22 protein-coding genes and 2 tRNA genes are annotated in these 25,937 nt (G+C 61.0%); 14 read left to right on the top strand and 10 right to left on the bottom strand.

The window, feature by feature from the left end; all coding sequences use genetic code 11:
• Nucleotides 1–3: 3 nt before the first annotated feature.
• The 3 genes from MPZ60_RS09730 to MPZ60_RS09740 all read right to left on the bottom strand — a co-directional run bounded on the left by MPZ60_RS09730 (nucleotide 4) and on the right by MPZ60_RS09740 (nucleotide 2,262).
• A complete protein-coding gene (locus MPZ60_RS09730; RefSeq protein WP_034351762.1) occupies nucleotides 4–996 on the bottom strand; it encodes an HD-GYP domain-containing protein in 993 nt (330 codons plus the stop codon).
• Nucleotides 997–1,011: 15 nt separating this feature from the next.
• Nucleotides 1,012–1,650, bottom strand: a complete 639-nt coding sequence (locus MPZ60_RS09735; protein WP_034351847.1) for a TIGR02281 family clan AA aspartic protease — start codon at nucleotides 1,648–1,650, stop codon at nucleotides 1,012–1,014.
• A gap of 126 nt (nucleotides 1,651–1,776) precedes the next feature.
• The gene (locus MPZ60_RS09740) at nucleotides 1,777–2,262 is read right to left on the bottom strand and encodes a YajQ family cyclic di-GMP-binding protein (RefSeq protein WP_003063225.1); all 486 of its coding nucleotides are present in this window, start codon (nucleotides 2,260–2,262) and stop codon (nucleotides 1,777–1,779) included.
• A gap of 103 nt (nucleotides 2,263–2,365) precedes the next feature.
• On the opposite strand from MPZ60_RS09740, the gene murB reads away from it, so the two are divergent.
• Entirely contained in the window at nucleotides 2,366–3,463 is a 1,098-nt protein-coding gene (murB, locus tag MPZ60_RS09745; RefSeq protein ID WP_034351763.1) for a UDP-N-acetylmuramate dehydrogenase, read from the top strand.
• Between the two features lie 59 nt (nucleotides 3,464–3,522).
• Here murB and MPZ60_RS09750 read toward each other — a convergent pair whose 3' ends face one another.
• Nucleotides 3,523–4,014, bottom strand: a complete 492-nt coding sequence (locus MPZ60_RS09750; RefSeq protein ID WP_034351767.1) for a hypothetical protein — start codon at nucleotides 4,012–4,014, stop codon at nucleotides 3,523–3,525.
• Between the two features lie 262 nt (nucleotides 4,015–4,276).
• Here MPZ60_RS09750 and phaR point away from each other — a divergent pair, with 262 nt between their 5' ends.
• The 5 genes from phaR to MPZ60_RS09775 all read left to right on the top strand — a co-directional run bounded on the left by phaR (nucleotide 4,277) and on the right by MPZ60_RS09775 (nucleotide 9,545).
• Nucleotides 4,277–4,822: a polyhydroxyalkanoate synthesis repressor PhaR gene (phaR, locus tag MPZ60_RS09755; RefSeq protein WP_012837888.1), complete on the top strand. Its 546-nt coding sequence runs from the start codon at nucleotides 4,277–4,279 to the stop codon at nucleotides 4,820–4,822.
• A gap of 215 nt (nucleotides 4,823–5,037) precedes the next feature.
• A complete protein-coding gene (locus MPZ60_RS09760; protein WP_034351768.1) occupies nucleotides 5,038–6,420 on the top strand; it encodes a DUF1329 domain-containing protein in 1,383 nt (460 codons plus the stop codon).
• A gap of 143 nt (nucleotides 6,421–6,563) precedes the next feature.
• Nucleotides 6,564–7,328, top strand: a complete 765-nt coding sequence (locus MPZ60_RS09765; RefSeq protein WP_034351769.1) for an SDR family oxidoreductase — start codon at nucleotides 6,564–6,566, stop codon at nucleotides 7,326–7,328.
• Between the two features lie 149 nt (nucleotides 7,329–7,477).
• Nucleotides 7,478–7,870 carry a VOC family protein gene (locus MPZ60_RS09770; RefSeq protein ID WP_034351770.1) on the top strand — a complete coding sequence of 131 codons (393 nt, stop codon included), beginning with the start codon at nucleotides 7,478–7,480 and terminating at the stop codon, nucleotides 7,868–7,870.
• A gap of 418 nt (nucleotides 7,871–8,288) precedes the next feature.
• The gene (locus tag MPZ60_RS09775) at nucleotides 8,289–9,545 is read left to right on the top strand and encodes a tetratricopeptide repeat protein (RefSeq protein WP_242607142.1); all 1,257 of its coding nucleotides are present in this window, start codon (nucleotides 8,289–8,291) and stop codon (nucleotides 9,543–9,545) included.
• A 53-nt stretch (nucleotides 9,546–9,598) separates the two neighbouring features.
• On the opposite strand, the gene MPZ60_RS09780 is transcribed toward MPZ60_RS09775, so the two are convergent.
• Both MPZ60_RS09780 and MPZ60_RS09785 read right to left on the bottom strand, forming a co-directional pair.
• Nucleotides 9,599–9,991: a VOC family protein gene (locus MPZ60_RS09780; RefSeq protein WP_012837892.1), complete on the bottom strand. Its 393-nt coding sequence runs from the start codon at nucleotides 9,989–9,991 to the stop codon at nucleotides 9,599–9,601.
• Between the two features lie 129 nt (nucleotides 9,992–10,120).
• Entirely contained in the window at nucleotides 10,121–10,684 is a 564-nt protein-coding gene (locus tag MPZ60_RS09785; protein ID WP_003063204.1) for a TetR/AcrR family transcriptional regulator, read from the bottom strand.
• Between the two features lie 193 nt (nucleotides 10,685–10,877).
• Between MPZ60_RS09785 and MPZ60_RS09790 the strand changes: the two genes are divergently transcribed.
• From MPZ60_RS09790 to MPZ60_RS09820, 7 genes are all read left to right on the top strand, one after another.
• Entirely contained in the window at nucleotides 10,878–12,038 is a 1,161-nt protein-coding gene (locus tag MPZ60_RS09790) for an efflux RND transporter periplasmic adaptor subunit (RefSeq protein ID WP_034351773.1), read from the top strand.
• A 64-nt stretch (nucleotides 12,039–12,102) separates the two neighbouring features.
• Complete coding sequence (locus tag MPZ60_RS09795; RefSeq protein WP_034351776.1) at nucleotides 12,103–15,249, top strand: efflux RND transporter permease subunit; 3,147 nt, start codon at nucleotides 12,103–12,105, stop codon at nucleotides 15,247–15,249.
• On the top strand, nucleotides 15,246–16,661 hold the full coding sequence (locus tag MPZ60_RS09800; RefSeq protein ID WP_034351778.1) for an efflux transporter outer membrane subunit: 1,416 nt from the start codon (nucleotides 15,246–15,248) through the stop codon (nucleotides 16,659–16,661). The genes MPZ60_RS09795 and MPZ60_RS09800 overlap by 4 nt, the downstream gene beginning before the upstream one ends.
• A gap of 328 nt (nucleotides 16,662–16,989) precedes the next feature.
• Nucleotides 16,990–17,481: a sigma-70 family RNA polymerase sigma factor gene (locus tag MPZ60_RS09805; protein WP_052057557.1), complete on the top strand. Its 492-nt coding sequence runs from the start codon at nucleotides 16,990–16,992 to the stop codon at nucleotides 17,479–17,481.
• Nucleotides 17,482–17,484: 3 nt separating this feature from the next.
• Nucleotides 17,485–18,501 carry a FecR domain-containing protein gene (locus tag MPZ60_RS09810; protein WP_034351782.1) on the top strand — a complete coding sequence of 339 codons (1,017 nt, stop codon included), beginning with the start codon at nucleotides 17,485–17,487 and terminating at the stop codon, nucleotides 18,499–18,501.
• Nucleotides 18,502–18,637: 136 nt separating this feature from the next.
• Complete coding sequence (locus tag MPZ60_RS09815) at nucleotides 18,638–21,100, top strand: TonB-dependent siderophore receptor (protein WP_242608137.1); 2,463 nt, start codon at nucleotides 18,638–18,640, stop codon at nucleotides 21,098–21,100.
• Nucleotides 21,101–21,259: 159 nt separating this feature from the next.
• A complete protein-coding gene (locus tag MPZ60_RS09820) occupies nucleotides 21,260–21,502 on the top strand; it encodes a hypothetical protein (RefSeq protein WP_131324617.1) in 243 nt (80 codons plus the stop codon).
• Here the strand turns inward: MPZ60_RS09820 and MPZ60_RS09825 are convergent.
• The 4 genes from MPZ60_RS09825 to MPZ60_RS09840 all read right to left on the bottom strand — a co-directional run bounded on the left by MPZ60_RS09825 (nucleotide 21,462) and on the right by MPZ60_RS09840 (nucleotide 23,239).
• Nucleotides 21,462–21,552, bottom strand: a tRNA-Ser gene (locus tag MPZ60_RS09825). The two genes, MPZ60_RS09820 and MPZ60_RS09825, sit on opposite strands and share 41 nt — an antisense overlap.
• A gap of 67 nt (nucleotides 21,553–21,619) precedes the next feature.
• Nucleotides 21,620–21,710: transfer RNA gene (locus tag MPZ60_RS09830), tRNA-Ser, on the bottom strand.
• 92 nt (nucleotides 21,711–21,802) lie between these two features.
• Nucleotides 21,803–22,723 carry an SPFH domain-containing protein gene (locus MPZ60_RS09835; protein ID WP_003063190.1) on the bottom strand — a complete coding sequence of 307 codons (921 nt, stop codon included), beginning with the start codon at nucleotides 22,721–22,723 and terminating at the stop codon, nucleotides 21,803–21,805.
• A 90-nt stretch (nucleotides 22,724–22,813) separates the two neighbouring features.
• A complete protein-coding gene (locus tag MPZ60_RS09840; RefSeq protein WP_034351786.1) occupies nucleotides 22,814–23,239 on the bottom strand; it encodes an NfeD family protein in 426 nt (141 codons plus the stop codon).
• Nucleotides 23,240–23,378: 139 nt separating this feature from the next.
• Between MPZ60_RS09840 and MPZ60_RS09845 the strand changes: the two genes are divergently transcribed.
• Complete coding sequence (locus tag MPZ60_RS09845) at nucleotides 23,379–25,886, top strand: arginine/lysine/ornithine decarboxylase (RefSeq protein ID WP_034351788.1); 2,508 nt, start codon at nucleotides 23,379–23,381, stop codon at nucleotides 25,884–25,886.
• Nucleotides 25,887–25,937 lie beyond the last annotated feature (51 nt).

Here is a 25,937-nt window from a genome sequence, read left to right on the forward strand (position 1 = left end):
GGGTCAGCGTCTGCTGCCCGGCAGCTTCACCATGCGGTACAGCTCGGCATTGCCGCGTGCACTGTGAATGCCCAGCTGTGCCATGGAGCGCAGGTCCAGATCCAGCGTCAGCGACGAACGAGCCAGCGCGGAGGTGATGGCCGGCCTGCGCCCGTCCAGATGCCAGATGGGCGGGTACATGCTGTGACCGTCACGGTCGATCACGCTGGCAATCTCGGGCTCTTCCAGACTTTTTCCGCGGCGCAGCACCACGGCCACTTCGCCATTGTCCAGCTGCACATAGGTGCCGGGCGGGTACAGGCCCACGACATCGATCAAGGCCTGCTTGACCTCATCGGCGTATTGGCCGCCCTGCTGCAGCACTTGCAGCGACTCGGTAGCCGAGCGGCCGCTACGGGTCTTGCGTGGGCTGATCAGGGCCGCATATCGGTCTACCGTGCCCAGAATGCGTACCAGACGCTCCAGCGGCTGCAACTGTGCCAGCGGCGCGGGCTGCAGCACCACGTGGTGGTATTGCACGGTGTCCAGCCAGAGTCGGTCACGCACCATGAGCCGCTCCAGCATCAGCCGGCCCTCCGTGGGGTGCTGCTTGACGGCTTCGGCTTGCTGGCTGCTCAGCGATGTACGCTGCTCGGCCAGCTGATTCTGCAGCACGGTCATGCCGATGTTCATGGTCAGAGCGGCCTGGATCAGCGTGTCGCGCTCGGATTGAGGCAGGTCAAGCTCCTTTGCAAGGATATGGCACAGGCCCGCGCAGACCACGGCGTGAGACGGGCTATAGCCCACGGTTGTCGAGCTGGCACGTTGAAACATCAGATACAGCGCGGCATCGCTGTCCTGCGTGATGAGGTCTTGCAGCCATAGATCAAGCTGGTGCAGCTTGATGGCAAAGCCGGGGATGCGCAGCGGCTCGGTCAGCAAAACCGCGAGTGCGGCCTCCAGATCCGACCATAGGCCCAGCAGGTCTTCATAGGGGTCGTCGTAGCGTGCGTGCATGGGCGAGAGGCGGGTTCAGTTCTTTTCCAGAACCATCTCATTGCCCTTGCGGGTCATCTGAAACCGGGTCAGCAGACTGTTGCCCAGCAGCACATAGGGCATGGACTGGGGGGCAACGACGGCCTCTATCCCGTAGACCTCCATCTCGCCCAGTCTGACGCTGTCGAGCTTGATGCGCCAGCCCTGGGCAGTGCCGTTGGCCGTGCGCATCAGGACGGGGGCACCCTGCTCGTAGGGCAGTCCCATGCGATCGGCATCGGCACGGCCTATGGCAATGGTGCTGGCGCCGGTGTCCACCATGTACTGCATGGTTTTCCCGTTGATATAGCCTCGATCCACAAAATGGCCGCGCGAGTCGGCGATCAGGACCAGCCGGCCCGAGCGCGCGGCGCCGCCAATGCCGCCCCTGCTGCCCACGCTGACCGGAGCTGCTCCCAGATGCACGGTCTGGCGCTGGCCCTTGATATCCACCACGGCGGAGTCGCCGCTGATCTGCAGCAGGCGCACCTCCTTGTGGCTTTCGTTGACGGCCAGCGCCTTGGGGGCACTGCCATCAATGACCAGCAAGGCCTTGCTGCCCAGCACGCCGGTCAGGGCTACGGACTGTCCAAAGGCACTGCTGGAGGCCACAGCGACTGAAAGCAAGAGCCCCATGCGACGCAGGCGAGAGGCGCGGGGCAAGGAGCTGAGCTGGCCGCGTCGCCCTGTGGCAAGGGCCTCGCCCCCCTCCCGCAAGGCGAGGGAAGGGGAAGCAGCGGAGCTGCGCAGGGGGGGCTTCATTCAATCGCGGAAGTTGTTGAACGACAGAGGGTGGTCGGCCAGATCCTTGCGGATCAATGCCATGGCCGCCTGCAGATCGTCACGCTTGGCTCCGGTGATGCGGACCTTCTCTTCCTGAATGGCAGCCTGCACCTTGAGCTTGCTTTCCTTCATCAGCTTCTGGATCTTCTTGGCCAGCTCGGACTCGATGCCGTTCTTGACCTTGATGAGCTGCTTGACCTTGTCGCCGCCAATCTTCTGTGCCTTCTGGATGTCCAGGAAGCGCACGTCAACATTGCGCTTGGTCAGCTTGTTGCGCAGCAGGTCCTCGACTTGCTGCAGCTGGAACTCGGCATCGCCGTAAATGGTGATTTCCTTGTCCTTGAGTTCGACGGCGGCCGATGTGCCCTTGAAGTCGAAACGGGTGCCAATTTCCTTGGTGGCGTTGTCAACGGCGTTCTTCACTTCGACGAAATCGGCTTCGCAAACAGTGTCAAAAGAAGGCATGTGTAATTCCTATCAGTATCAGAGCGGTAAACAGCCACAGTGCGCCGGGCCGTGATGTGCTGCTTGCCAGCAGCAGAGCAGGCGCAGTGCGACAATTGGATGGATGTTAGTCGAGAAAAATGTTCCCCTGCAGCATTGCAACACCTTTGGCATTGCCGCGCGCGCCGAAACGCTGGTGCGCATTCGTAGCCAGGACGATATCCGTCAGTTTCTCGCCGACCCGCTATGGGGGCGGCAGCCTGTGTTCGTCCTTGGCGGTGGCAGCAATGTGGTGCTGACGGGCGACGTGGCCCCCGTGGTGCTCAAGATGGAAATCATGGGCATGCGGCTGCTGCGCGAAACCGACAGGCACTGGATTGTCGAGGTCGGGGCGGGCGAGCGCTGGCATGACATGGTGGCATGGACGCTGGCCCAGGGCTATACAGGCCTTGAAAACATGGCCCTGATTCCAGGCACGGTAGGCGCGGCCCCGGTGCAGAACATCGGCGCTTACGGGATGGAACTGCAGGATCGCTTCGACTCCCTGGACGCGATCGATCTGGTCACCGGCGAGCAGTTCAGCCTCAATGCCGCGCAATGTGCCTTCGGCTACCGTGACTCGGTGTTCAAACATGCACCGGCTCAGCCCAAGTACTGGCCCGTGACGGGCTCGACGGCTGTCCCGCGCGGCCTGGGTCTCAAAGGACGGGCGGTGATCACCCGGGTGCGTTTGGCGCTGCCCAAGAGCTGGCAGCCGGATCTGGGCTATCTCGATCTGCAGCGCAAGCAGGCGGAAAAAGGCATAGAGCAGCCGACTGCACAGCAGATCTTTGAATGGGTCTGCGAGATTCGTCGTGCCAAGCTGCCGGACCCCGAAGTCATCGGCAATGCGGGCAGCTTCTTCAAGAATCCCACGGTGACGACCGAGCAATGCGCGGACATCATCGCGCGCGAGCCCAAGATTGTTCACTATCCCATGGATGACGGCTCCATCAAGCTGGCGGCCGGCTGGCTGATCGATGCCTGCGGCTGGAAAGGCAAGACCATGGGCCGCGCGGGCGTCTACGACAAGCAGGCGCTGGTGCTGGTCAATCGCGGAGATCGCCACAGCCTCGACGCCAGCGTGACCGGCGGCGAGGTGATGACGCTTGCAGGGGCAATTCAGACCAGTGTCTACGAACGTTTTGGCATTCGCCTGGAGCCCGAGCCGGTGGTGATCTGACTTTGTCGGTACCAACAAAAAATGGAGCCAGGAGGCTCCATTTTTGGTGGTGAAAGCACTTATTTCCAGAAGGCCGGGCGCAGCAAGATACCGGAGATGCGGTAAGGCGCCTTGGGCTCGACCGCCAGTTCCATGGGCACAAAGCCCTTGGTGCAGCTCAGCAGCACGCTGGTGGCCAGAGGTGTGGAGCTTTCCATGCGGCCAACCGCCTGGCAGCTGCCGACGCCGGTGCGCACGGAGTCCAGGGCTTTCTGCACGGTGTCGATGGGGGAGTTCTTGAGGAACTCCTCGTTGAAATTGTTGGCAGCCAGCTTGGACTTGCCGTCCATGGCTGCGACAACTGCCTGCAGGCGCTTGCGCAATGCGGCGTCTGCGGCAGCGGCATCCACATTGGCAGGGGCTGCCTGAGCTGCGGGTGCTGCCTGCGGCGCAGCGGGCTTGGCGGCATCGGCCGCAGCAGCATCGGGCTGGGCCTGTGCTGCAGTCATGAAGCCGGCGGCAGCCAGCAGGGCGGTCAGACAAACAGCATTGCGTGTTTTGGTGGTAATCATCCGTTGAGCCTTTCGTCAAACAACGAGAGGCACTGTAAACCTTCTGCAAGCTTGATTTCGATAGACGGCAAACTGTTTTTTGTGAATAAATGGCAAAGACCTGATGCTGGCTGTGACGGTGGTGCGACTTTGTTGCAACACGGACAAGCAGGGTTGTCAGGGTTACTGCTTGCCGATGCGGCTTGTGCACTGCCTAAAATCTGTTGCACTGCAATAGCTCAATTGACGACGGGGCCGACCCCCAGAACATAAAGGACTTGCGATGCAAGAAAGCAAAGAGGGCAAAGAGGGTGATGTCCAGGTGGGGAGCCAGCGAATCATCAAGAAGTATCCCAATCGCCGCCTCTACGACACCAATACCTCTTCATACATCACTCTGGCCGAGGTCAAGCAACTGGTCATGGATAGCGAGCCAGTGGTCATCAGGGATGCCAAGACCAATGAAGACCTGACGCGTTCCATCCTGCTGCAGATCATTCTGGAAGAAGAAGCGGGTGGAGCCCCCATGTTCTCCGAGGCAATGCTGGCCAACATCATTCGCTTCTACGGTCATGCCATGCAGGGCTTCATGGGGAGCTACATCGAAAAGAACGTGCAGATGTTCACGGACTTCCAAAGCAAGCTTGCGGGCCAGTCCCAGGGCATGAACCCCGAGGCCTGGAAGCAGTTCATGAGCATGCAGCCGCAAGCCATGCAGGGTTTGATGGGCAGCTATATGGAGCAGTCCCAGAACATGTTCACGCAGATGCAGGAGCAGATGCAAAAGCAGACGGAGCAGATGCTGGGTGTGTTCGGCATCAAGCGCTGAACGAAAACTGCTTTTCCCGAGCGGGCCAATGGCCCGCTTTTTTGTGTCTGTTGCTGGCGTCTGCCTGCGCTAGTCCTAATTGACGATGTTTGCGATTGTCGCCGGTCGAACAATGATTTCGTTGCTTCCGAATCGCGAGTGGGCAAGGAAGAAGAACGATAAGAGAAGTTCAATGACAGGTAGATGCATGGCGGATGCATCCAAGGAGACTAGGCATGAAGTTAGGAGAGGGACCCCGTTTGCTGGCGGTCTTGGCTGCAGGTGTATTGTTTGTGGGGGGGGCTTGGGCCAAGGCGACGCCCGATGAGCTGGCCAGGCTGGGCAAGTCGTTGACCTGCACGGGAGGAGAAAAAGCGGGTACAGCCAGTGGTGTACCCGAGTTCACGGGCAAATGGCTGGGTACGCCGCCTGGCATTCAATACAACCCGCATGCTGGCCAGCACCCGGTGGACCCCTATGCCGGTGAAAAGCCGTTGCTCACCATCACGGCTGAGAATCTGGCGCAGTATGGCGAGCGCCTGAGCGAGGGGCAGAAGGCCATGTTTGCCAAATACCCCAAGACCTATCGCATTCCGGTCTATCAGGGCCACCGTGACTTTCGCTTCTCGGATGCCGTCTGCGCGGCGGCCAGAAAGAATGCCCAGGATGCCGTGATGAACGCAGACGGTCAGGGCACAACGGGTGCGGTCAAGGGGGCGCTGCCCTTCCCGTTCCCCAGAAATGGACTTGAGCTGGCCTTCAACAATCTGCTGCCTTCGCGTGCTTTCACCGAACACACGCTGCGTGACAACGCCAATGTGTTGGCCGATGGCAGCATCGTCTGGGGTCGTGCCGACAATCGCGCTTTCAGTCAGATCAACGACCCGGCCAACGCAGGACAGCCACTGGGCAGTCCCATGTCCCAGGGCATGAATGCGGTCAAGTTGCCCGAACGCGAGAAAGGCGGCGTCAGCGTGGTTTCCGAGCCGGTTGAGTTTGGCAAGGAAAAGCGCCTGGGCTGGAGCTATGACCCCGGCACACGTCGTGTGCGCCAGATTCCCGAGTACGGTTTTGACCAGCCATTGTCGGGCACCGGTGGCAAACTGACGATTGACTCCGATCGCCTGTTCAACGGCTCGCCCGAGCGCTACAACTGGAAGTCGCTGGGCAAGAAGGAAGTCTATGTGCCGGCCAATGCCTACAAGATTCACGGCAGCAACGTGAAGTATGCCGATCTGCTCAAACCTGGTCATGAAAACCCCGACTACATGCGCTACGAGCTGCGCCGGGTCTGGGTGCTTGAGGCTTCGCTCAAGGATGGCTACCGCCACATGTTCGGCAAGCGCGTGCTGTTCCTCGATGAAGATACCGGGCAGGCACTGATGAGCGATTACTACGATGCACGCGGCCAGCTGTGGCTGCAGGCGGTGGTCAATCATTACTACGCCTTCGACGCAAGGATCTGGCATGCGGGCACCAGCTTCTATCACGACCTGAACTCTGGCGGCTATGTGGCCTACAACCTGTTCCAGGAGCGCCCCCAGGGTCCCGTCTTGAACAAGGGCAATATGACTGCAGCCATGTTTACGCCCGAAGCAGCGCGTAACGCAGGCAACTAAAAATGAATCCGGCAAACAGCTTGTGGCGTAGTTTGTGTGGCTGCGGGCTTTTGCCATTCAAGTCAGGAGGCGCTTGCGCCTCCTTTTTTATGTGGCAGTAGCAATGCCCTGCTCAGGGCTTGGAAAAATAAGAGGAGACGTAGATGACAAATCGTTTGCAGGGCAAGGTGGCGCTGGTCACTGGTGGTGCCAGCGGTGTGGGTCTGGAGGTGGTGAAGCTGCTTCTTGGTGAAGGCGCCAAGGTCGCATTCAGCGATATCAATGAAACGGCGGGGCAGCAACTGGCGGCTGAATTGGGCGAAGGCTCCATGTTTGTTCGCCATGACGTGAGCAGCGAGACGGACTGGACGCTTGTGATGGCGGCGGTGCAGCAACGTCTTGGCAGGCTCGATGTACTGGTCAACAATGCCGGCATCCTGCTGTCTGGTGATATGGAAACAGGGCGTCTGGAGGATTTCAGCCGCCTGCTCAAGATCAACACCGAGTCGGTCTTCATCGGTTGCCAGCAGGGCATTGCGGCGATGAAGCAGGCCGGTGGCTCCATCATCAATATGGCTTCGGTATCCAGCTGGCTGCCCGTGGAGCAATATGCCGGCTACAGCGCCAGCAAGGCTGCAGTGTCCGCGCTGACGCGCGCCGCTGCGCTGAACTGTCGCAAGCAAGGCTATGCGATTCGCGTCAACTCCATTCATCCCGATGGCATTTATACGCCCATGATGCAGGCTTCGCTGCCAAAGGGCGTGAGCAAGGAAATGGTCTTGCACGACCCCAAACTCAACCGCGCCGGCCGCGCCTATATGCCTGAGCGCATCGCGCAGCTGGTGCTGTTCCTGGCCAGCGACGAGTCCAGTGTCATGAGCGGTAGCGAGCTGCATGCCGATAACTCGATTCTGGGCATGGGGCTATAGATGAGAGCTTGAGTCTGACGTTCCCCCGGAAGGCCTTGAAGCGTTTCAAGGCCTTTGCCGTTTTTGCTGAGTAGGATGATGCAGGCAATGGTCTTGAGCGGTAAAGATGTGACCGTTCAAATTCGGTTGGGTTTTGAGAGGATGCCTTCATGAAATTGGGTTACACAATCATCTACGTCCCGGATGTCTCGGCATCGCTGGAATTCTTTAGCCGGGCATTCGGCATACAACAGCGTTTTCTGCATGAATCCGGAACCTACGGCGAGCTCGAGACAGGGCAGACCACGCTGGCATTCGCCGCCCATGAACTGGGCGCGTTGAATTTTCCTGGAGGCCATGTCGAAGCGCACAGCTCTGCCAAGCCATTGGGATTTGAAATCGCGCTGGTCACGGAGGAGATCGTGCAGGCTCATCGGAACGCGCTGAGCGCCGGCGCCATCGAGATGGCCGCTCCGACGGCCAAGCCCTGGGGTCAGATGGTGTCTTATCTGCGTTGCCCCGACGGCTGCGTGGTGGAGCTTTGTACGCCCATGGCTGCCTGATCCGCAGAGATGCCTGCCCGCAAAGGTGCAAGGTCCGGGCCTGGCTTTCCGCACTGTTTGCAATATCGCGAGCATGCGACGCAAATTGCACTCCGGCGGAGTTTGACCGGGCAGATCTCTGTGCTGCCGCCTGGGCGAGCATCAAGCAGCAATGCTGTCCCGAGACAAGAGAGACTTCGCGGGCGTATAGCGGCTCTGTGACTACAGTTAAGGACGAGCCCTATCGGCAGTCATTTCCGTGCTGAGGTGGGTCAGTATGGTTTTGATAGCTGCCAACGCTTTATGGGCAAGGTATTGCTTCTATATACTCCCCTTTTTTCTGTGAACAGGGGAAGCAATGCTTGCGCGATGGTCTGGTGCTTTGGTTCTGTCGGCTTGGCTGTCAGTTTGGGGCTGTGCGCAGGCTCAGCCCAGCGAAATGGTCAATGTCGCGAAGACAGGAGATGTCGCGGCACAGTACGAGTTGGGAAAAGCCTATCTTTACGGCAAGGGCGTGGAAAAGAATGCCGACGATGCCTTGCGCTGGCTGCGGCTGGCCGCAGAGCACAATCATGCGCCGTCCCAGTATCTGCTGGGTCTGGTCTATGTGCTGGGTGCCGAAGGTGTGAAAAAGGATCCTGAGGCAGGCCTGGCACACATTCATCAGGCTGCAAACGCCGGAAATCTCGATGCGCAGAACCTGCTGGGAACTATTTATCTAAAAGGCGAAGCGGTTGAGAAGGATGCCGCAACAGGTGTCGCATGGCTGGAGCGCGCCGCGCAACAGGGCTCTGCAACGGCACAAAATAGCCTGGGCTTTGTCTACCGCAAAGGCGAGTTGCTTGCCCAGGATTTGCAGGCCTCGTTTCGCTGGTATCTGAAGGCGGCCCAGCAAGCCGATGTGCTTGCGCAGTTCACCGTGGCCGAGATGTACTACCTTGGCGAAGGCGTGGAGAAGAATCGTGCCGAAGCTGCGAAATGGCTGACCCCGCTGGCAGACAAAGGCGTGCAGAAGGCCCAATTGCTGCTGGGAAAGATTTGCTTCGAAGGCCAGGGTGTGGCCCCCGACTACAAGCGGGCCGTGCTGCTGCTGCACGCTGTTGCCATCCGCGGCTCGGGCGAGGCTTACTATGAACTGGGCCGCCTGTTCGAACAGGGAGAGGGCGAGTATCGCAACGAAAAAGAAGCGATTGCCTATTACACCCAGGCGCTGAAGTACCAGCATGCAGCGGCGGCGCAGCGGCTGGAGCAGCTCTCCGCTTCGTCGCCCAAGTCCGCGGAGTTTGCGCAGTCCATGGAATACATGGAGAACCTGAACTCGGCTCTCAAGGGCAATGCTCTGGCCCAGTACAACGTCGGTGTCTTTCAATATCTGGGCAAAGGCTTTGCGCAACCCAACTACACGGAGGCCGCCAAGTGGTTCACCATGGCAGCCAATCAAGGCTATGCCAAGGCCCAGTACAACCTGGGCATCTTGTACGAGAACGGCGAGGGTGTGGGCAAGAGCCTGGCTCAGGCGCTCAAGTGGTATCGGCTTGCCGCCGAGCAGCAGGATGCCCCGGCCCAGTACGCGCTGGGAACTTTGTACCGGGACGGTCTGGGTGTGAAGAAGAATGCCAAGCAGGCTCGTGAGTGGTTGCAGCGCGCCGCAGAGCAAGGCCATGCACCGGCAAAAAAGGCTTTGGCACAGCTCTGAGCTGACAAGCGGGGGCCGTTTTCAGAGGCCCCGGCTTGCAAGCGCGAGGGCGGCTAGGCCGGCTCCGAGATCTCGATCAGGTTCAGGTCGGGGTCACGCACATAGATGGAGCGGATTTTCGATGTGGCACCGGTGCGCATCACAGGGCCTTCGGCGATGGGAACCGACAACTGCTGCAGACGCGCAATGACCTCGTCCAGCGGCACCGAGGCCAGAAAGCACAGATCAAGGGCACCGGGCACAGGCGTGTGAGCCTTGGGTTCGAACTCGCGCCCTTTCACATGCAGATTGATCTTCTGCCGGCCGAACACAAAGGCCTTGCGCTCCACGGGCGGGGTGCCGCCGATGAAGGATTCCAGCCGCATGCCCAGGACTTCGGTGTAAAAGCGTATGCATTGGGCTTCGTTGGCCGTGGTGAGAACCAGGTGGTCGAGGTGACTGATCATGACAAGGCTACTCTCTGGTTGTGAAAACGAGTGTGAAGGCACGCGAGATCGCGTTGCAGGGGAACGGCATGACCATGGTGCAGCTGGAGGCAGGCATTGCCGGTAAGGCCGCAGTCCGGGTCGATTCTGTCAGGCTGTCGCCGTTCCGTCCTGGCGCATGACTCCCTGCAAAAACGCCTGCTCGGCAAGCTGTGCCAGCGGGGCGCGCGGGATGCGACCGCGGCGCTCGCCGTCGATCAGGGCGATCACGGTTCCCAGCCACAGCTCGGTCAGCGTTGCGGCGCTGAAATCGATGCGGAACACACCTTCCTGCTGGCCGCGCAGGAAAAAAGCGTCGACCTTGGGTTCCCAGATCGCATTTTCCTCCATGGGTTTTTCGACTTCGTTCCAGTAATAGGTCAGGAACAGCGTGAATTCGCGATGTTCAAGATGCTTGGCATTGAGGCGCTTGAGTGCTTCGAGCACCGGGCCTTCCTCGATGCGGGCTTCGTCCAGCGCATCGTCCAGCGTGCGCAGGCTTTGCTCCAGCAGGCGCTTGATCAGCAGATCGCGGGTGGGGCAGAAGCGATAGAGGGTGGCCTTGCTGATGCCTATGGCCTTGGCCAGTTCTTGCAGCGTGGCGCGCGGGTGGTTGACCAAGGCCAGGGCCAGTGGGGGGAGGATTGCTGTGTTGTCGTGGGGGGCGGTCGTCATTCGTGGCTCCGGTTGGGGCGGATACGGATGAACCTATTTTGATTCAAGCGGCGGGCCTAAAAGCTTGGGATAGCAACTTTACTTGGTATCAAAATGCCATGAATCAATATAGGTCTTAATGAATCAAATTTGATTCAAAAAATATTTTCATGCATCATGCGCTTCTTTCAAGATTTGACAAGACTCAAAAGCCATGAAGAAGAAAAGCCAGAATGTGCGTGCCTGGTCGGCCCTGGCCGCATTGGCGGCCGCAATGATGTTGGCCGGCTGTATCAAGTCGGAAGCGGGCGGACCGCCTCAGGAATTGCCGCTGGTGGATGTGGTGACCGTCAAGCCCAGGGCGCTGAGCCTCAGCGCTGAGCTGCCCGGGCGCATCGAGCCCGTACGTGTGGCGGAGGTGCGTGCGCGGGTGCCAGGTATCGTGTTGAGCCGCAACTTCAAAGAAGGTGCCGATGTGAAGGCCGGAGAGGTGCTGTTCAACATCGACCCGGCACCGCTGCGCGCGGCGCTGTCGCGGGCCCGGGGCGAATTGGCGCGAGCGGAAGCCGCGCTCTCCGATGCTCAGTCCGTGGTGCGTCGTTACGAGCCGCTGGTGGAACAGGAAGCCGTGAGTCGCCAGGATTTCGACAGCGCCAAGGCTGCGCTGCACAGCGCCTTGGCCACGCGTCAATCGACCCAGGCCGAAGTAGAGGCGGCACGCCTGAACCTGGACTATGCGACGGTGAGGGCCCCGATTGCGGGTCGCATCGGCCGTGCGCTGGTGACGGAAGGCGCCCTGGTCGGCCAGGGGGAGGCCACACCGATGGCAGTGATACAGCAGCTTGACCCTATTTATGCCGATTTCCGTCAGACCGCAGCGCTGGCCACGCGCTTGCGTTCACAGCAACAGGGAGAGCAGTCGCAGAAGAGTGCTCCAGTGACGCTGGTGGCAGACGGCCTGGACGATAAGCGCCAGGGACGCATGCTGTTTTCGGATGTGACGGTGGATCGCGGCACCGGCCAGCTTGCACTGCGCGGTGAATTCCCCAACAAGGATGGCTTGCTGCTGCCCGGCATGTATGTGCGCGTGACCATGGGCCTGGGCGAGGATCCCGCGGCCATTCTCGTGCCTCAGCGCGCGGTGCAGCGCGGCGCCGACGGACTGGCCCATGTGCTGGTGCTCGACGAGAACGACATTGTGCAATCCCAGAAGGTGAGCACCGGTGCCATGTACGGCTCCGACTGGCATATCACCGAGGGCCTGAAGGAAAACGCCCGAGTGCTGGTCGGAGGCCTTGCGGCAGCCGTGCCCGGCACCAAGGTGCAGATCAGAGCTGCCGCTGTCAAAGATGCGGAAGTCACGGAAAAGAAATGAGCACTATGCGCTGGTCCTGCAAGCGCTGAATGCCAAAAAGACAAGCCTTATTCAAGGATAGACAATGTCCCGGTTTTTTATTGATCGCCCCAAGCTGGCCTGGGTGGTCGCGATCTTCATCCTGCTGGCCGGCCTGCTGGCGATCCCGGCTTTGCCCGTGGCGCAGTTTCCCAACGTGGCTCCGCCGCAGATCTCCATCTCTGCAACCTATCCGGGGGCATCGGCCACCACGGTGATGGAGTCGGTGACCAGCGTCATCGAGGAGGAGCTCAACGGCACCAAGGGTCTGCTGTACTTCGACTCGTCCAGCGGTGCCACGGGCCTGGCCGAGATCACGGCTACCTTCGCGCCGGGCACCGATCCCGCACTGGCCCAGGTCGAGGTGCAGAACCGCATCAAGAAGGCCGAGGCCAGACTGCCCGCATCGGTGATGCAGATGGGTCTGCAGGTCGAGCAGGCCAGCGCCAATTTCCTGATGATCTATTCGCTGACCTACAAGGGTGACGACAGCGGCAAGAACGAGGTCCGCCTCTCCGACTATGCGGTGCGCAACATCAATAACGAGATCCGCCGCGTGCCCGGGGTGGGCAAGGTGCAGTACTTCGGCGCCGATGTCGCCATGCGAGTCTGGGTCGATCCGCAGAAGCTGCTGGGTTACGGCCTGTCGGTGGCGGACGTGAATGCGGCCATTGCCGCGCAGAACGCCCAGGTGCCGGCAGGCAGTTTCGGCAGCCAGCCCGGATCGTCCGAGCAGGAGCTCAGCGCCACGATTGCCGTCAAGGGCACGCTGAGCTCGCCCGAGGAGTTCGGCCAGATCGTGCTGCAGGCCAGGGCCGATGGCTCGGCCGTGCACCTGGCCGATGTGGCGCGTCTCGAAGTCGGCCAGCTCGACTACAGCTTTGCCTCGCGCGAGGACGGCCACAAAGGAGTGGCGGCCGCCGTGCAACTGGCACCTGGTGCCAATGCTATGCAGACCGCCAAGGCGGTCAAGGCGAGGCTAGCCGAGCTGTCGCAGAACTTCCCCGACGATATTCAGTACGCAGTGCCCTACGACACCTCGCGCTTTGTCGAAGTCGCCATCGGCAAGGTGATCCAGACCCTGGTCGAGGCCGTGGTGCTGGTGTTTCTGGTGATGTGGCTGTTTCTGCAGAACCTGCGCTATACGCTGATTCCCACCATCGTGGTCCCGGTGTGTCTGGCCGGTACCCTGGCGGTGATGTATGCGCTGGGCTTCTCGGTCAATATGATGACCATGTTCGGCATGGTGCTGGCCATCGGCATTCTGGTCGACGATGCCATCGTGGTGGTGGAGAACGTGGAGCGCCTCATGGCCGAGGAGGGGCTCTCACCGCTGGCCGCCACCGCGCGCGCCATGCAGCAGGTCTCGGGGGCCATCGTCGGCATCACGCTGGTGCTGGTGGCCGTGTTCCTGCCTCTGGCCTTCATGAGCGGCTCGGTGGGCGTGATCTACCGTCAGTTCTCGCTGTCGCTGGCGGTCTCCATCCTGTTTTCGGGCCTGCTGGCGCTGACTTTCACGCCGGCGCTGTGCGCCACGCTGCTCAAGCCTGTTGCCGAGGATCACCACAAGGAGAAGAAAGGCCTCTTCGGCTGGTTCAACCGCCGCTTTGCCAAGCTGACCGAGCGCTTTTCGCTGCTCAACCAGCGTCTGGTCAGGCGCACAGGCCGCTATATGCTGATCTATGCGGCCATCGTGGGCGGGCTCGGCTTTGCCTATACGCGCATGCCCGAGTCCTTTGTGCCTTATGAAGACATGGGCTACTACATCGTCAGCGTGCAACTGCCTCCTGGTGCAACCGAAGCACGTACCGAGGCCGTGGTGCGCGACATGGAAGCCTATGTGCAAAGCCGCCCCGCCACGGCCCAGGCCGAGTTCCTGATGGGCTACAGCTTCTCAGGCATGGGGCAGAACGCGGCCATGGCCTTCGTCACGCTCAAGGACTGGTCCTTGCGCGGCAAGGGCCAGGCGTCGTGGGACGAGGTCCAGGCCTTCAATCAGCGCTTCGGCAGCTTGTCCGACGGTGCGGCCATGGCGGTGGACCCGCCACCCATCGACGGCCTGGGCAATTCCGGCGGCTTTGCGCTGCGTCTGCAGGACCGCGCCAATCTGGGTCGCGAGGCCCTGGTCGCCGCGCGCGATGAGCTGCTGAAGAAGGCCAATGCCTCGCCGGTGATCGCCTACGCAATGATGGAGAACCTCGAAGACGCGCCGCAGCTGCGCCTGGACATAGACCGACGCAAGGCCCAGGCCCAGGGCGTGAGCTTCGCGAGCATCAGCGCCGTGCTGTCCACGGCCTATGGCTCGGCCGTGATCAACGAGTTTCCGAATGCGGGGCGCCTGCAGCGCGTAGTGGTGCAGGCCGACACGGCAGCGCGCATGACGCCCGAGGCCCTGCTGCGGCTGTATGTGCCCAATGCCCAGGGCGAGCAGGTGCCGCTGGCCTCGTTTGCCAGCGTGGAGTGGGAGCAGGGGCCGGTGCAGATCTCGCGCTACAACGGCTATCCGGCCTTCCGTATCGCGGGCGACGCCAAGCCCGGCCACACCACGGGTGAGGCCATGGCCGAGCTCGAACGCATCCTGGGCGAAATGCCGCGCGGCATAGGCTACGAGTGGACGGCGCTGTCCTATCAGGAAAAGGCCGCTGGCGCACAGGCTCCCAAGCTGTTCGCACTGGCCATCGTGGTGGTGTTCCTGCTGCTCGTGGCCCTGTACGAAAGCTGGAGCATTCCCGCAGCCGTGATGCTGATCGTGCCCATAGGGGCGCTGGGCTCGGTGCTGGCCACCTCGGCGCTGGGTCTCTCGAATGACGTGTATTTCAAGGTCGGTCTGATCACCATCATCGGCCTGGCGGCCAAGAACGCCATCCTGATCGTGGAGTTCGCCAAGGACCTGCACGAGCGCGGCCATTCGCTGGCGGAAGCGGCATTGCAGGCAGCCCGTTTGCGCTTCCGACCCATCGTGATGACTTCGCTGGCCTTCATCCTCGGGGTGGTGCCGCTGGCACTGGCCACCGGGGCGGGTGCCTCCAGCCAGGCCGCAATCGGCGTCGGCGTGATCGGCGGCATGCTCAGCGCCACCTTGCTGGGCGTGCTGTTCGTGCCCATCTTCTTTGTCTTTGTGCTCTCGCTGCGGCGCAAGCGCCGCGCAGTGCCGGAGGAAAAAAACACAGACTCCGAAGGAGAACCCGCATGAACGGGCGAAACACCATGCGTACCGCGGCGCTGACGCTGATTGCCGCGATGCTTGCCGGCTGCTCTTTTGCACCGACCTATGAAAGGCCTGCTGCGCCCATTCCCGGCAGCTGGAGCGCGGCATCATCGGCCTCGGCTGCATCGATGCAGAGCTTGCACTGGAGGGATTTCGTGATCGATGAGCGCCTGCGCTCGCGTATCGAAACGGCGCTGGCCAACAACCGCGATCTGCGTCAGACACTGCTCAATGTTCAGACCGCACGCGCGGCCTATCGCGTGCAGCGTGCGGACCAACTGCCCGGTCTGGAAGCTCAGGCCGGCGGCAACCGCCAGCGCCTGCCTGCCGACCTGAGCGGCACGGGAGCGGCCAGGGTGCAGAGCAACTATCAGGCTGGCGTCGGGCTGATGGCTTTCGAGCTTGATCTCTTCGGCCGCGTGAGCTCGCTGTCCGAGGCTGTGCTGATGGAATACCTGGCCACCGAAGAGGCCGCGCGCAGCGTGCAGATCAGTCTGGTTGCCGAAGTGATCCAGGCCTCGCTGGCGCAGGACAGCGCGCGGCAGCGCCAGGCCCTGGCGCTGCGCACCTTGCAGGCGCGCGAGAAGGAATCGCAGCTGATGAGCGAGCGCAGAAAGACCGGCACGGCAAGCCGCCTTGACGAGCAGGAGGCGCAAGGACAGCTCGAGCTGGCGCGCGCCGAAGTCGAGCGCTTCGAGCGCGAGCTGCGCCAGGCCGGCAATGCTCTGGACTGGCTGGTGGGTGATGGCAGGGTCCAGCCGGCAGCAGATCTGAGCGCCACGCCCCTGGTGCAGGAGATAGGCCCGGGTCTGCCCTCAGATCTGCTGGTGCTGCGTCCCGATATCCGCGCCGCCGAATATCAGCTGCGCTCACGCAATGCAAGCATTGGCGCGGCGCGGGCCGCGTTTTTCCCGCGCATCTCGCTCACGGGCTCCTATGGCTCGGCCAGTGCAGAGCTTGGCGATTTGTTTGCCGGCGGTCAGCGCTCCTGGTCCTTCATGCCGCAGCTGAGCCTGCCGATTTTTGATGGCGGGCGCAATCGCGCCAATCTGGAAATCGCGCAGCTGCGCAAGGACATGGCGATAGCCAGCTACGAGCGCAGCATTCAGATGGCGTTTCGTGAAGTCAGTGATGCACTGGCCTCCGTGGAGACGCTGAGGCGCGAGGAGCTTGCGCGCCAGCGCCTGGTGCAGACCAGCGCGAATACGCTCAAGCTCGCCGAGCTGCGCTATCGCGCCGGCGTGGACAGTCATCTGCGCTATCTGGATGCGCAGCGCACGGACTATGCGCAGCAGATGGCGCTGATCGAGGTCAGCGCGCAGCGGCAGATGGCCCTGGCCACGCTGTTCAAGGCCTTGGGCGGCGGCTGGCAGGCCAGTCCTGGCGCCCAGGGTTGAGTGCGCCTAACCCGTTCGCTGCATGAGAAGAGCGTTGGTGTGGCCTATGAAGCCGCTCCAACGCTCATGAGACTCAGCCAGATTGGACAGATGGGCCGAGCCTTGCTTGGCCTCTGAAATCAAGGAACCGAGCCGGTCGTCGAAAGCCGTGCGGTTTGCAGGGTGCCGGTGAATTTGTTGGCGATGAGGGGATGGCCGGCAGGCGAAGCACAGGCCGAGCCGAAATTCCCCAAAAACCACATCTATTTCATTTTTGACCCTGATCGATAATAATTCTCATTATCAAAAATGAGTAACCTATCGTATCTTGTCATACCCATTCCACTCCTTGACCGACGTGGCCAAGATTTATGGAGAGCATCACCCCTGGCTTTTGGGCTGGCTGAGGCGCAAGCTCGGCGGAGCTGATCATGCCGCGGATCTTGCGCAAGATACCTTTGTGAGAGTGCTGGCTGCCCAGGCGGAGCAGCGCGCGCTGGTGTTGCGCGAACCGCGCGCCTATCTGACCACGGTGGCGCGCAATCTGCTCATCAATCATGTGCAGCGGCTGTCGCTGGAGCAGGCATGGCTGGACGCGATGGCCCAACTGCCGGAGCCTCTGGCGCCTTCGCCCGAGCAGCAGTTGCTGGTGCTGGAGTCATTGCATCAGGTCGATGCCATGCTCAACGGCTTGCCACCCAAGGTGCGCGAGGCGTTTCTACTATCCCAACTCGATGGTCTGAGCTATGCACAGGTGGCAGAGCGCCTGGGAGTCACGTCTCGCACCGTCAAGCGCTATATGGCCCAAGCATTCGAGCAGTGCATTTTGCTGGTGATTTGAGTGATGGTCGTTGTACCCCCTTCGGCTCTCGATATCGATCCGAGCGCAGCACGGCAGGCTGCACAGTGGCTTGTGCGGCTGCATGCCGGCGATGCCGACATGACAGTGCATGCCGAACTCATGCGCTGGCGCAACTCGGATCCGAGTCATGAAATGGCCTGGCAGCGCGCCGAACTGGTTCTTGGCAAACTGAATGCAACCCGGGCCGGCAACAGTGCCGAAGCAGGCAATACGCTGGGCGGCCTGAGCGCTGCAGCGCTGCGTGAGGCGAATCGCTCGCAGCGGCGTGCCGTCGCGCGGCTGCTGGCGACAGCGATTGTGGCGGGGCCGATCGGCTATGGGGTCTGGCGTCTTGCGCCCTGGCATGAATGGTCGGCGGACATGCGTACCGACACGGGCGAGAGCCGTGAATCGACGCTGGCCGACGGCAGCAGAATCCAGCTGGATACCGGGAGCGCCGTCGACATGGCGTTCACATCATCGGAGCGTCGCCTGATCCTGCGCGCGGGCGCCATCTGGGTGCAGACTGCTGCCGATGCCGCGCTGCGGCCTTTTCTGGTCCAGACAGCGCAAGGAACGGTCCGGGCATTGGGGACGCGTTTTACCGTGCGCATCGCGCCGCCCTTTGCGCGAACGGAACACAGCTGTCTCATTGCGGTTCAACAAGGAGCGGTGGAGTTGAGTCCCGTCAACGACGACACAAGCGTGCGCATCGATGCGGGAATGCAGGCACAGATGAGCGCGGGGAAGGTCGGCGTACCCGAAGCAGCCGGCCTGGCCTCCGATGGCTGGACTCATGGGGTGCTCTATGCGGAAAAGACACCGCTGGGGATTTTTGCTGCCGAGCTTTCGCGCTATCGCCCGGGCATCGTGCGATGCGATCCGGCTGTTGCTGCGCTGCCTGTGAGCGGAGCCTTTCAACTGCGCGATACGGACCAGGCGCTGGCGGCGCTGGCTGCCTCCATGCCCATCAGAATCTTGCAGCGCTCGCGTTACTGGGTGACTATCGTGCCGCGCTGAAACACTCGATTTCTTCACCTTCCATGTCCCCTTTTTGCCAGGACGCCGGTCATACAAGAAAGGCAACACATTTATCGGCATTTTCAAAAAGGGTTACTCCATGGTCTTGGCGCAGCATATTCCCGGGCATATTTCAGTGCCTTCATCCTCCTTTGTGCCCGTCGAGAGCCTGGGCCTCAAACAGAACGCAGTTCAAGCTGCGCTGATCCTGCTGCTCGGGGTGGCAGGTGCCGGCGGCGTCCAAGCCCAGTCGAGTCAGGGCTCCGCCAGTAGTCAGCAAGTGAGAGAGTACAGTCTCCCCAGGGGGCCATTGAGCCAAGCGCTGGCGCGCTTTGCGGGGGAATCGGGGGTGACGCTATCCGCGGACTCTGCACTGACCGGGGAGCTCCAGACGGCTGGTTTGAATGGCAGATTTGCCGTCGCTGAGGGCTTTGCGCAGCTGCTGCGTGGTAGCGGGCTTGAGGTCGCGCAAACCCAGCCCGGTATTTTCATTCTGCGCAAAAGCACTCAGGCCCCTGTGGCGGCGGGTGCAGCCCCCAGTCTGGCGGAAGTGCTGGTGACTGCTGCGGCCGAAGCATCGACCTTCTCGGAAGGCACGGGCTCCTATGCTGCACAGCTCGTCACGATCGGCAAGAGTGCACAGAGTCTGCGAGAAATTCCGCAGTCGGTGTCGGTGGTGACGCGCCAGATGCTCGAGGACCAGAATATCCAGAGTCTCGATGACGCCATGCGCACAGTGCCTGGAGTCACTGTGGAGCCAGGCAGCACAGGGGGCAATCATGGCAATTTCTACATGCGGGGCTACGCGGTAGATACCGTGCAGATCGACGGTGTCAACACTCCTGCGAGCACCGGCAATGATCTTTCCAGCGGATTCGGCATGGCCATGTACGACCGTATTGAGGTCCTGCGCGGTCCTGCAGGACTGTTCCAGGGGGCCGGCGACCCTGGCGGCTCCATCAATCTTGTGCGCAAGCGCCCCAAGGCACAGCGGGAGTTCAGCACGCAACTATCGGCCGGCTCTTGGAATCGCTATTACGCCGAGGCGGACATGAGCGGGCCTCTGAGCAGTGATGGACGCATACGCGGGCGTCTTGTCACGGCCTACCAGGACCAGGGCTCTTTTGTGGATCATGTGTATTCAAGGAAGCCGCTGATCTATGGCGTGCTGGAAGCCGACCTCACTCCCTCGAGCACGCTTACCGCCGGAGCCAGCCATCAGCAATACAAGGGGCGTCCCGCCTTCGGCCTGCCAGCCTATCCGGATGGCCGCCTGCTGGATATTCCGCGCTCCAGCTATCTGGATCCCATCTGGAACCACATCACCGAACGCAACACCGAGTACTTCGCAGAATTTCAGCATCGCCTGGACAATGGCGGGCAGATCAAGCTCAATGCGACCTACCGGGAGCAGGATGAGCCCTCTCGTCTGTTCGGCTGGTCGGACTGCGCGGCCGACCCTGCTACCGGCGACAGCTGCCTCATCAGCTGGGCTTACCGCAGCCACTGGAAGACCCATGGCCTTGACGGCTTCATCACCACGCCGTTTGCTGCGCTGGGCTCATCCAATAATGAGCTGACGCTGGGAGCGGACTATCGCAAGGTGCACAAGAGCTTCAAATACGGCGGCGGAGACGGTGCTCCCATCAATATCTTCGATCCCGACAACAACGTTCCCAAGCCTGCGAATTACAGCTTCTCCAACGGCAACGACAACCGAACCGAGCAGTACGGGCTCTATGGACGAATCAATCTGCGCCCGGCCAGCGGCGTGTTGCTCAGCATGGGAGGGCGCATGACCTGGTGGGACAACCATGCCGTCAATCGCAATGCCTATTTCAACCAGTTCTCCGAAACCGATACGCGCATCAGCGGCAAGTTCACTCCCTATGCGGGAGTCGTGTTCGACCTGAGCGAGCAGTTGTCTGCCTATGCCAGCTACACCCGCATTTTCGCGCCGCAGACCGCCAGCGATGCTGAGGGCATGACATTGCGCCCACGCGTGGGCCAGCAGTACGAGGCAGGTCTGAAGGGCGAATGGCTGAACAAACAGCTCAATGCCCGTGCGGCTGTTTTCCGTATGGAGGACAGCAATCGTGCAATGACCGATCCGGCCAATCCGCTGTTCTCCCTTGCCGCTGGCAAGATGCGAAGCCAGGGGGTGGAGGCGGAAATCAACGGTCGCATAGCTCCGGGCTGGAATCTCGCTGTCGGATACGCGTACACACAGACCAAAACGCTGGAAGGAACACCGGACGAGAAGGCTCAGCTCTATACCTTCATCGCTCCGCGCCACAGCTTCAACCTGTGGACACGCTACCAGTTCGGTTCGGGGCCTCTGGAAGGCTTCAGTGTGGGGGGCGGTCTGCGCAGCGTCAGCCGGATGTACCGCCTCAATGGTGACGTGAAGTTCTCTCAGGGTCCGGTGACTACGGCTGCACTGCAGATCGGCTATCGCTTCAACAAGAATCTGGATGTAACGCTGACCGTCAACAATGTCTTTGACAAGGTGTATTACCAGCGTGTCTGGGCGGCTTATGGCTCCAACTACTATGGCGAGCCGCGCAATGTGATGCTGACACTGCGCGGCAAGTTCTGAGCTCCATGCCAAGGGGGCTGGGTAGCCCTTGAAAGCCGAGGCAATACAGGCTCGAGAGCCCAGGCGCACAAGCGGGGGCGGAGCTATCGCTTTTCGTCTGGGTTGGCGTTGCCATTCAGCGCGTCAGTGCTTGCTGCGCTGGGCTTGCCAGCAGGCAGCTTGAGCACTGCGGCTGTTTGTGTGATGCCTAGCCTGAAGCAGTTGCTTGGTACGCATGGGCTGTTAGTTCCCGTGGTATTCGCCGGGGCTGAGTTGGATAAACATGCGCAGCCATCGCTGAAAGGTCCATTCAAATCTCCTTCCAGGGGAGAAGCGCACCAAAGAAAAAAGGCCTTGAATTTCTTCAAGGCCTTTTGTCATTTGGCGGAGCAGGCGGGATTCGAACCCGCGGTGGGCTATTAACCCACACACGCTTTCCAGGCGTGCGACTTAAACCACTCATCCACCGCTCCACAGCGATCCCAAAATACTTCATTTCTGAAGTAAAAAACCAAGTGTGGTCGACTTGATTTTAAAATCTGGCGGAGCAGGCGGGATTCGAACCCGCGGTGGGCTATTAACCCACACACGCTTTCCAGGCGTGCGACTTAAACCACTCATCCACCGCTCCGTGTGATGAAGCCTCTATTCTAACCAGAAATTTCGACCTCAAAATGAAAGTGCAGAAAGTTCTTTTCTGCACGCAGCCTGAAGCAAGCAGGCTCAGGCGCTCTTGCCCACCTGAACCATCTTCATGGCAGAGGCAATCAGGCCGGAGACCTCGGTCATGTTCGCAGGAATGACCAGAGTGGTGTTGGAGTCCGCTGCCACCTTGCTGTAGGCCTCCACGGCGCTCTCAGCCACCTTGAGCTGAACGGCCTGCTCGCCACCGGGCTGGCGAATGGCCGTGGCCACGCGCTCCAGCGCCTGTCCGGTGGCTTCGGCCACGGTGGTGATGGCGGCAGCTTCACCTTGCGCCTTGTTGATGGCGGCTTGCTTCTCGCCTTCGGAGCGGGCGATGAAAGCTTCGCGCTCGCCGGTGGCAATGTTGATCTGTTCCTGGCGTCGACCTTCGGAAGCTGCGATCAGGGCGCGCTTTTCGCGTTCTGCCGTGATCTGGGCCTGCATGGCACGCAGGATTTCAGCGGGCGGTGTCAGGTCCTTGATTTCGTAGCGCAGCACCTTCACGCCCCAGTTCAGCGCGGCCTCGTCGATGGCATTGACGACCTGGGCGTTGATCATGTCGCGCTCTTCAAAGGTCTTGTCCAGCTCCAGCTTGCCGATCACGCTGCGCAGCGAGGTCTGGGCGAGCTGAGTCACGGCCATGATGTAGTTGGACGAGCCATAGCTGGCGCGCATGGGGTCGGTGACCTGGAAGTAGAGAATGCCGTCCACGGTCAGCTGCGTGTTGTCGCGCGTGATGCAGACCTGGCTGGGCACGTCCAGGGGAATTTCCTTGAGGCTGTGCTTGTAGGCGATGCGGTCCACGAACGGGATCAGAAAGTTCAGGCCGGGTGTGAGCGTGCCTGCGTATTTGCCCAGACGCTCCTTGACCCATGCATGCTGCTGGGGAACCACCTTGATCGAGCGGACGATGAAGATGACGGCAATGATGGCGATGGCGAGAGGGACTGCGTAATCCATATTGTCTCCAGCCCTTGTGGGGCGTTGGTGTGAAGAAAGAGAGCGAAGCGTTCCGGCGTCCAGCATAACCATGCCGGGGCCGGTCGATGATCAGATCTTGTCAACCAGCAGGCGGTTGCCAATGACTTCGGCCACGCGATGCGGGCCCGGGATGGGCAGCGCGCCCTGGCGTCCCATGACGGTCCAGGTGGCGCCGCGATAGCGGACCTGGGCCGTGCCGTCGGTGTTCCACTGTTCGATGACCACGGTTTCGCCCACATCCAGGTTGACATCGCGATTGCTGGAAGCGGGCTGTCTGCGCGGGCTGCGCTTGCGCAGCAGATAGCAGACGAGGACGGCACCGGAGCCCAGCAGGGCCGCAGCGACGATCTGGCTGCTGGTGCCCAGGCTGAAATGAGCGCAAAGCGCTCCGGCAATGGCACCCAGAGCCAGCATGAGGAGATAGAAAGTGCCGGTCAACAGCTCCGCAATGACCAGCAAACCGACAAGCAACCACCACGCGGTGGAGTGATCCATACCTGAGCTCCTGTTAAGGCCTGTATTTAGTGCACCACATTCTGGGTTAAAAACAGCCTGTTTCAAAGCCGCAATAAGGATATTCCTTACACTTCGCGGCTGTTTCGTTTTTTAGGCCTGATTGGTACGGAGGCTGTTCATGAAGTTTCGCTTTCCCATCGTCATCATTGACGAGGACTATCGTTCCGAGAACACCTCGGGACTGGGCATCCGCGCCCTGGCTCAAGCCATTGAAGAAGAGGGCTTTGAAGTCCTGGGCGTGACCAGCTATGGCGATCTGTCGCAGTTCGCACAGCAGCAAAGCCGGGCCAGTGCCTTTATTTTGTCGATCGACGACGAGGAATTCCAGCTCGGCGGCGACAAGGACCCCATCATTCACAGTCTGCGCGACTTCATCGGTGAAGTGCGCCGCAAGAATGAGGAAGTGCCCATCTATATCTACGGCGAGACCAAGACCAGCCGTCACCTGCCCAACGACATTCTGCGTGAGCTGCATGGCTTCATTCACATGTTCGAGGACACGCCCGAGTTCGTGGCCAAGCACATCATCCGCGAAGCCAAGAGCTATCTGGAGAGCGTGCAGCCGCCGTTCTTCAAGGCGCTGCTGGATTACGCCGAAGACGGCTCCTACAGCTGGCACTGCCCCGGTCACTCGGGTGGCGTGGCCTTTCTCAAGAGCCCCGTGGGCCAGATGTATCACCAGTTCTACGGTGAGAACATGCTGCGCGCCGACGTCTGCAATGCCGTGGAAGAGCTGGGCCAGTTGCTGGACCACAACGGCGCCATCGGCGAGTCCGAGCGCAATGCCGCGCGCATCTTCAATGCCGATCACTGCTACTTTGTGACCAATGGCACATCGACCTCCAACAAGATCGTCTGGCACCACACCGTGGCACCCGGTGATGTGGTGGTGGTGGATCGCAACTGCCACAAGTCCATCCTGCACTCCATCATCATGACGGGTGCGATTCCGGTGTTCCTCAAGCCCACGCGCAATCACTTCGGCATCATCGGTCCCATCCCGCAGAGCGAGTTCTCGGTCGAGTCCATCCAGGCCAAGATTGCCGCCAACCCCTTGCTCAAGGGCGTGGATGCCAAGGCCGTCAAGCCCCGCGTGCTGACGCTGACGCAGTCCACCTACGACGGCGTGCTCTACAACACCGAGACCATCAAGGGCATGCTGGACGGCTATGTGGCCAATCTGCACTTCGATGAAGCCTGGCTGCCCCACGCTGCCTTCCATCCCTTCTATGGCAGCTATCACGCCATGGGCAAGAAGCGCAAGCGCCCGATGCACTCGGTGGTCTATGCCACCCAGTCCATCCACAAGCTGCTCGCTGGCATCAGCCAGGCCTCGCATGTGCTGGTGCAGGACAGCCAGACCGAGAAGCTGGATCACCCTCTGTTCAACGAGGCGTATCTGATGCACACCTCGACCAGCCCTCAGTACAGCATCATTGCCAGCTGCGACGTGGCTGCCGCCATGATGGAGCCGCCCGGCGGCACGGCGCTGGTGGAGGAGTCGATTGTCGAGGCACTGGACTTCCGCCGTGCCATGCGCAAGGTGGAGGACGAGTTCGGCGACGACGACTGGTGGTTCGAGGTCTGGGGCCCTGAAGCCCTGGCCGAGGAAGGCGTGGGCACGGCCCAGGACTGGATCATCCGCGGCACAGACGCATCGACCAAGACCCGCTCCAAGAAGAACGGCAAGGAGTTCGACAACTGGCACGGCTTTGGCGATCTGGCCGATGGCTTCAACATGCTGGACCCGATCAAGTCCACCATCGTCACGCCCGGCCTGGATCTGGACGGCGACTTTGCCGATACCGGCATTCCTGCGTCCATCGTCACCAAGTACCTGGCCGAGCATGGCGTGGTGGTCGAGAAGACCGGCCTGTATTCCTTCTTCATCATGTTCACCATCGGCATCACCAAGGGCCGCTGGAACACCATGCTGACCGCGCTGCAGCAGTTCAAGGACGACTACGACCGCAACCAGCCGCTGGCGCGCATCCTGCCCGAGTTCTGCCAGCAGCACCGCCGCTACGAGCGCATGGGCCTGCGCGATCTGTGCCAGCATGTGCACGAGCTGTATGCCAAGTACGACATCGCACGCCTGACGACCGAGATGTATCTGTCGGATCTCAAGCCCACGATGAAGCCCTCGGATGCCTACGCGCATATCGCGCAGCGCAAGACCGAGCGCGTGGAAATCGACCATCTGGTCGGCCGCACCACCGTGGGACTGGTCACGCCTTACCCGCCCGGAATTCCGCTGCTGATCCCCGGTGAAGTCTTCAACAAGAAGATCGTTGACTACCTGGTGTTCGCGCGCGAATTCGCCAAGGAATGCCCGGGCTTCGAGACCGATATCCACGGTCTGGTCGAGCTGGAAGACGAAAACGGCGAGATCCGCTACTACGCGGACTGCGTGGCCGAGGAAAGCGTCAAGCCTGTGGCAGTGAAGAAGACTGCTGCGGTGAAGAAGCCCGCTGCCAAGAAGACGGCTGCGGCGCCCGTAACCACGCCAGTTGCCAAGACACCCGCCAAAAAGCCGGCAACAAAGCCGGTAACAAAGGCGGCAGCCAAGTCCGTCGCAAAGCCTGCGGTGAAGGCTGCGGCCAAAACGGCAAGGAAAGCTGCATAAGCCTTGGCTTTTGCAAGGTCGGGGCGATCCCGGCCTTTTTGCACATCAGCC

Origin of the sequence: Comamonas sp. 7D-2 (genome assembly GCF_022749555.1) — a bacterium.
GTDB lineage: Bacteria > Pseudomonadota > Gammaproteobacteria > Burkholderiales > Burkholderiaceae_C > Comamonas > Comamonas thiooxydans.

Bases quoted from the DNA above. Each gene is read 5' to 3' on its own strand.
- MPZ60_RS09730 (WP_034351762.1), bottom strand. From the start codon at position 996: ATGCACGCACGCTACGACGACCCCTATGAAGACCTGCTGGGCCTATGG.
- MPZ60_RS09735 (WP_034351847.1), bottom strand. From the start codon at position 1,650: ATGGGGCTCTTGCTTTCAGTCGCTGTGGCCTCCAGCAGTGCCTTTGGA.
- MPZ60_RS09740 (WP_003063225.1), bottom strand. From the start codon at position 2,262: ATGCCTTCTTTTGACACTGTTTGCGAAGCCGATTTCGTCGAAGTGAAG.
- murB (WP_034351763.1), top strand. From the start codon at position 2,366: ATGTTAGTCGAGAAAAATGTTCCCCTGCAGCATTGCAACACCTTTGGC.
- MPZ60_RS09750 (WP_034351767.1), bottom strand. From the start codon at position 4,014: ATGATTACCACCAAAACACGCAATGCTGTTTGTCTGACCGCCCTGCTG.
- phaR (WP_012837888.1), top strand. From the start codon at position 4,277: ATGCAAGAAAGCAAAGAGGGCAAAGAGGGTGATGTCCAGGTGGGGAGC.
- MPZ60_RS09760 (WP_034351768.1), top strand. From the start codon at position 5,038: ATGAAGTTAGGAGAGGGACCCCGTTTGCTGGCGGTCTTGGCTGCAGGT.
- MPZ60_RS09765 (WP_034351769.1), top strand. From the start codon at position 6,564: ATGACAAATCGTTTGCAGGGCAAGGTGGCGCTGGTCACTGGTGGTGCC.
- MPZ60_RS09770 (WP_034351770.1), top strand. From the start codon at position 7,478: ATGAAATTGGGTTACACAATCATCTACGTCCCGGATGTCTCGGCATCG.
- MPZ60_RS09775 (WP_242607142.1), top strand. From the start codon at position 8,289: ATGGTCAATGTCGCGAAGACAGGAGATGTCGCGGCACAGTACGAGTTG.
- MPZ60_RS09780 (WP_012837892.1), bottom strand. From the start codon at position 9,991: ATGATCAGTCACCTCGACCACCTGGTTCTCACCACGGCCAACGAAGCC.
- MPZ60_RS09785 (WP_003063204.1), bottom strand. From the start codon at position 10,684: ATGACGACCGCCCCCCACGACAACACAGCAATCCTCCCCCCACTGGCC.
- MPZ60_RS09790 (WP_034351773.1), top strand. From the start codon at position 10,878: ATGAAGAAGAAAAGCCAGAATGTGCGTGCCTGGTCGGCCCTGGCCGCA.
- MPZ60_RS09795 (WP_034351776.1), top strand. From the start codon at position 12,103: ATGTCCCGGTTTTTTATTGATCGCCCCAAGCTGGCCTGGGTGGTCGCG.
- MPZ60_RS09800 (WP_034351778.1), top strand. From the start codon at position 15,246: ATGAACGGGCGAAACACCATGCGTACCGCGGCGCTGACGCTGATTGCC.
- MPZ60_RS09810 (WP_034351782.1), top strand. From the start codon at position 17,485: ATGGTCGTTGTACCCCCTTCGGCTCTCGATATCGATCCGAGCGCAGCA.
- MPZ60_RS09835 (WP_003063190.1), bottom strand. From the start codon at position 22,723: ATGGATTACGCAGTCCCTCTCGCCATCGCCATCATTGCCGTCATCTTC.
- MPZ60_RS09840 (WP_034351786.1), bottom strand. From the start codon at position 23,239: ATGGATCACTCCACCGCGTGGTGGTTGCTTGTCGGTTTGCTGGTCATT.
- MPZ60_RS09845 (WP_034351788.1), top strand. From the start codon at position 23,379: ATGAAGTTTCGCTTTCCCATCGTCATCATTGACGAGGACTATCGTTCC.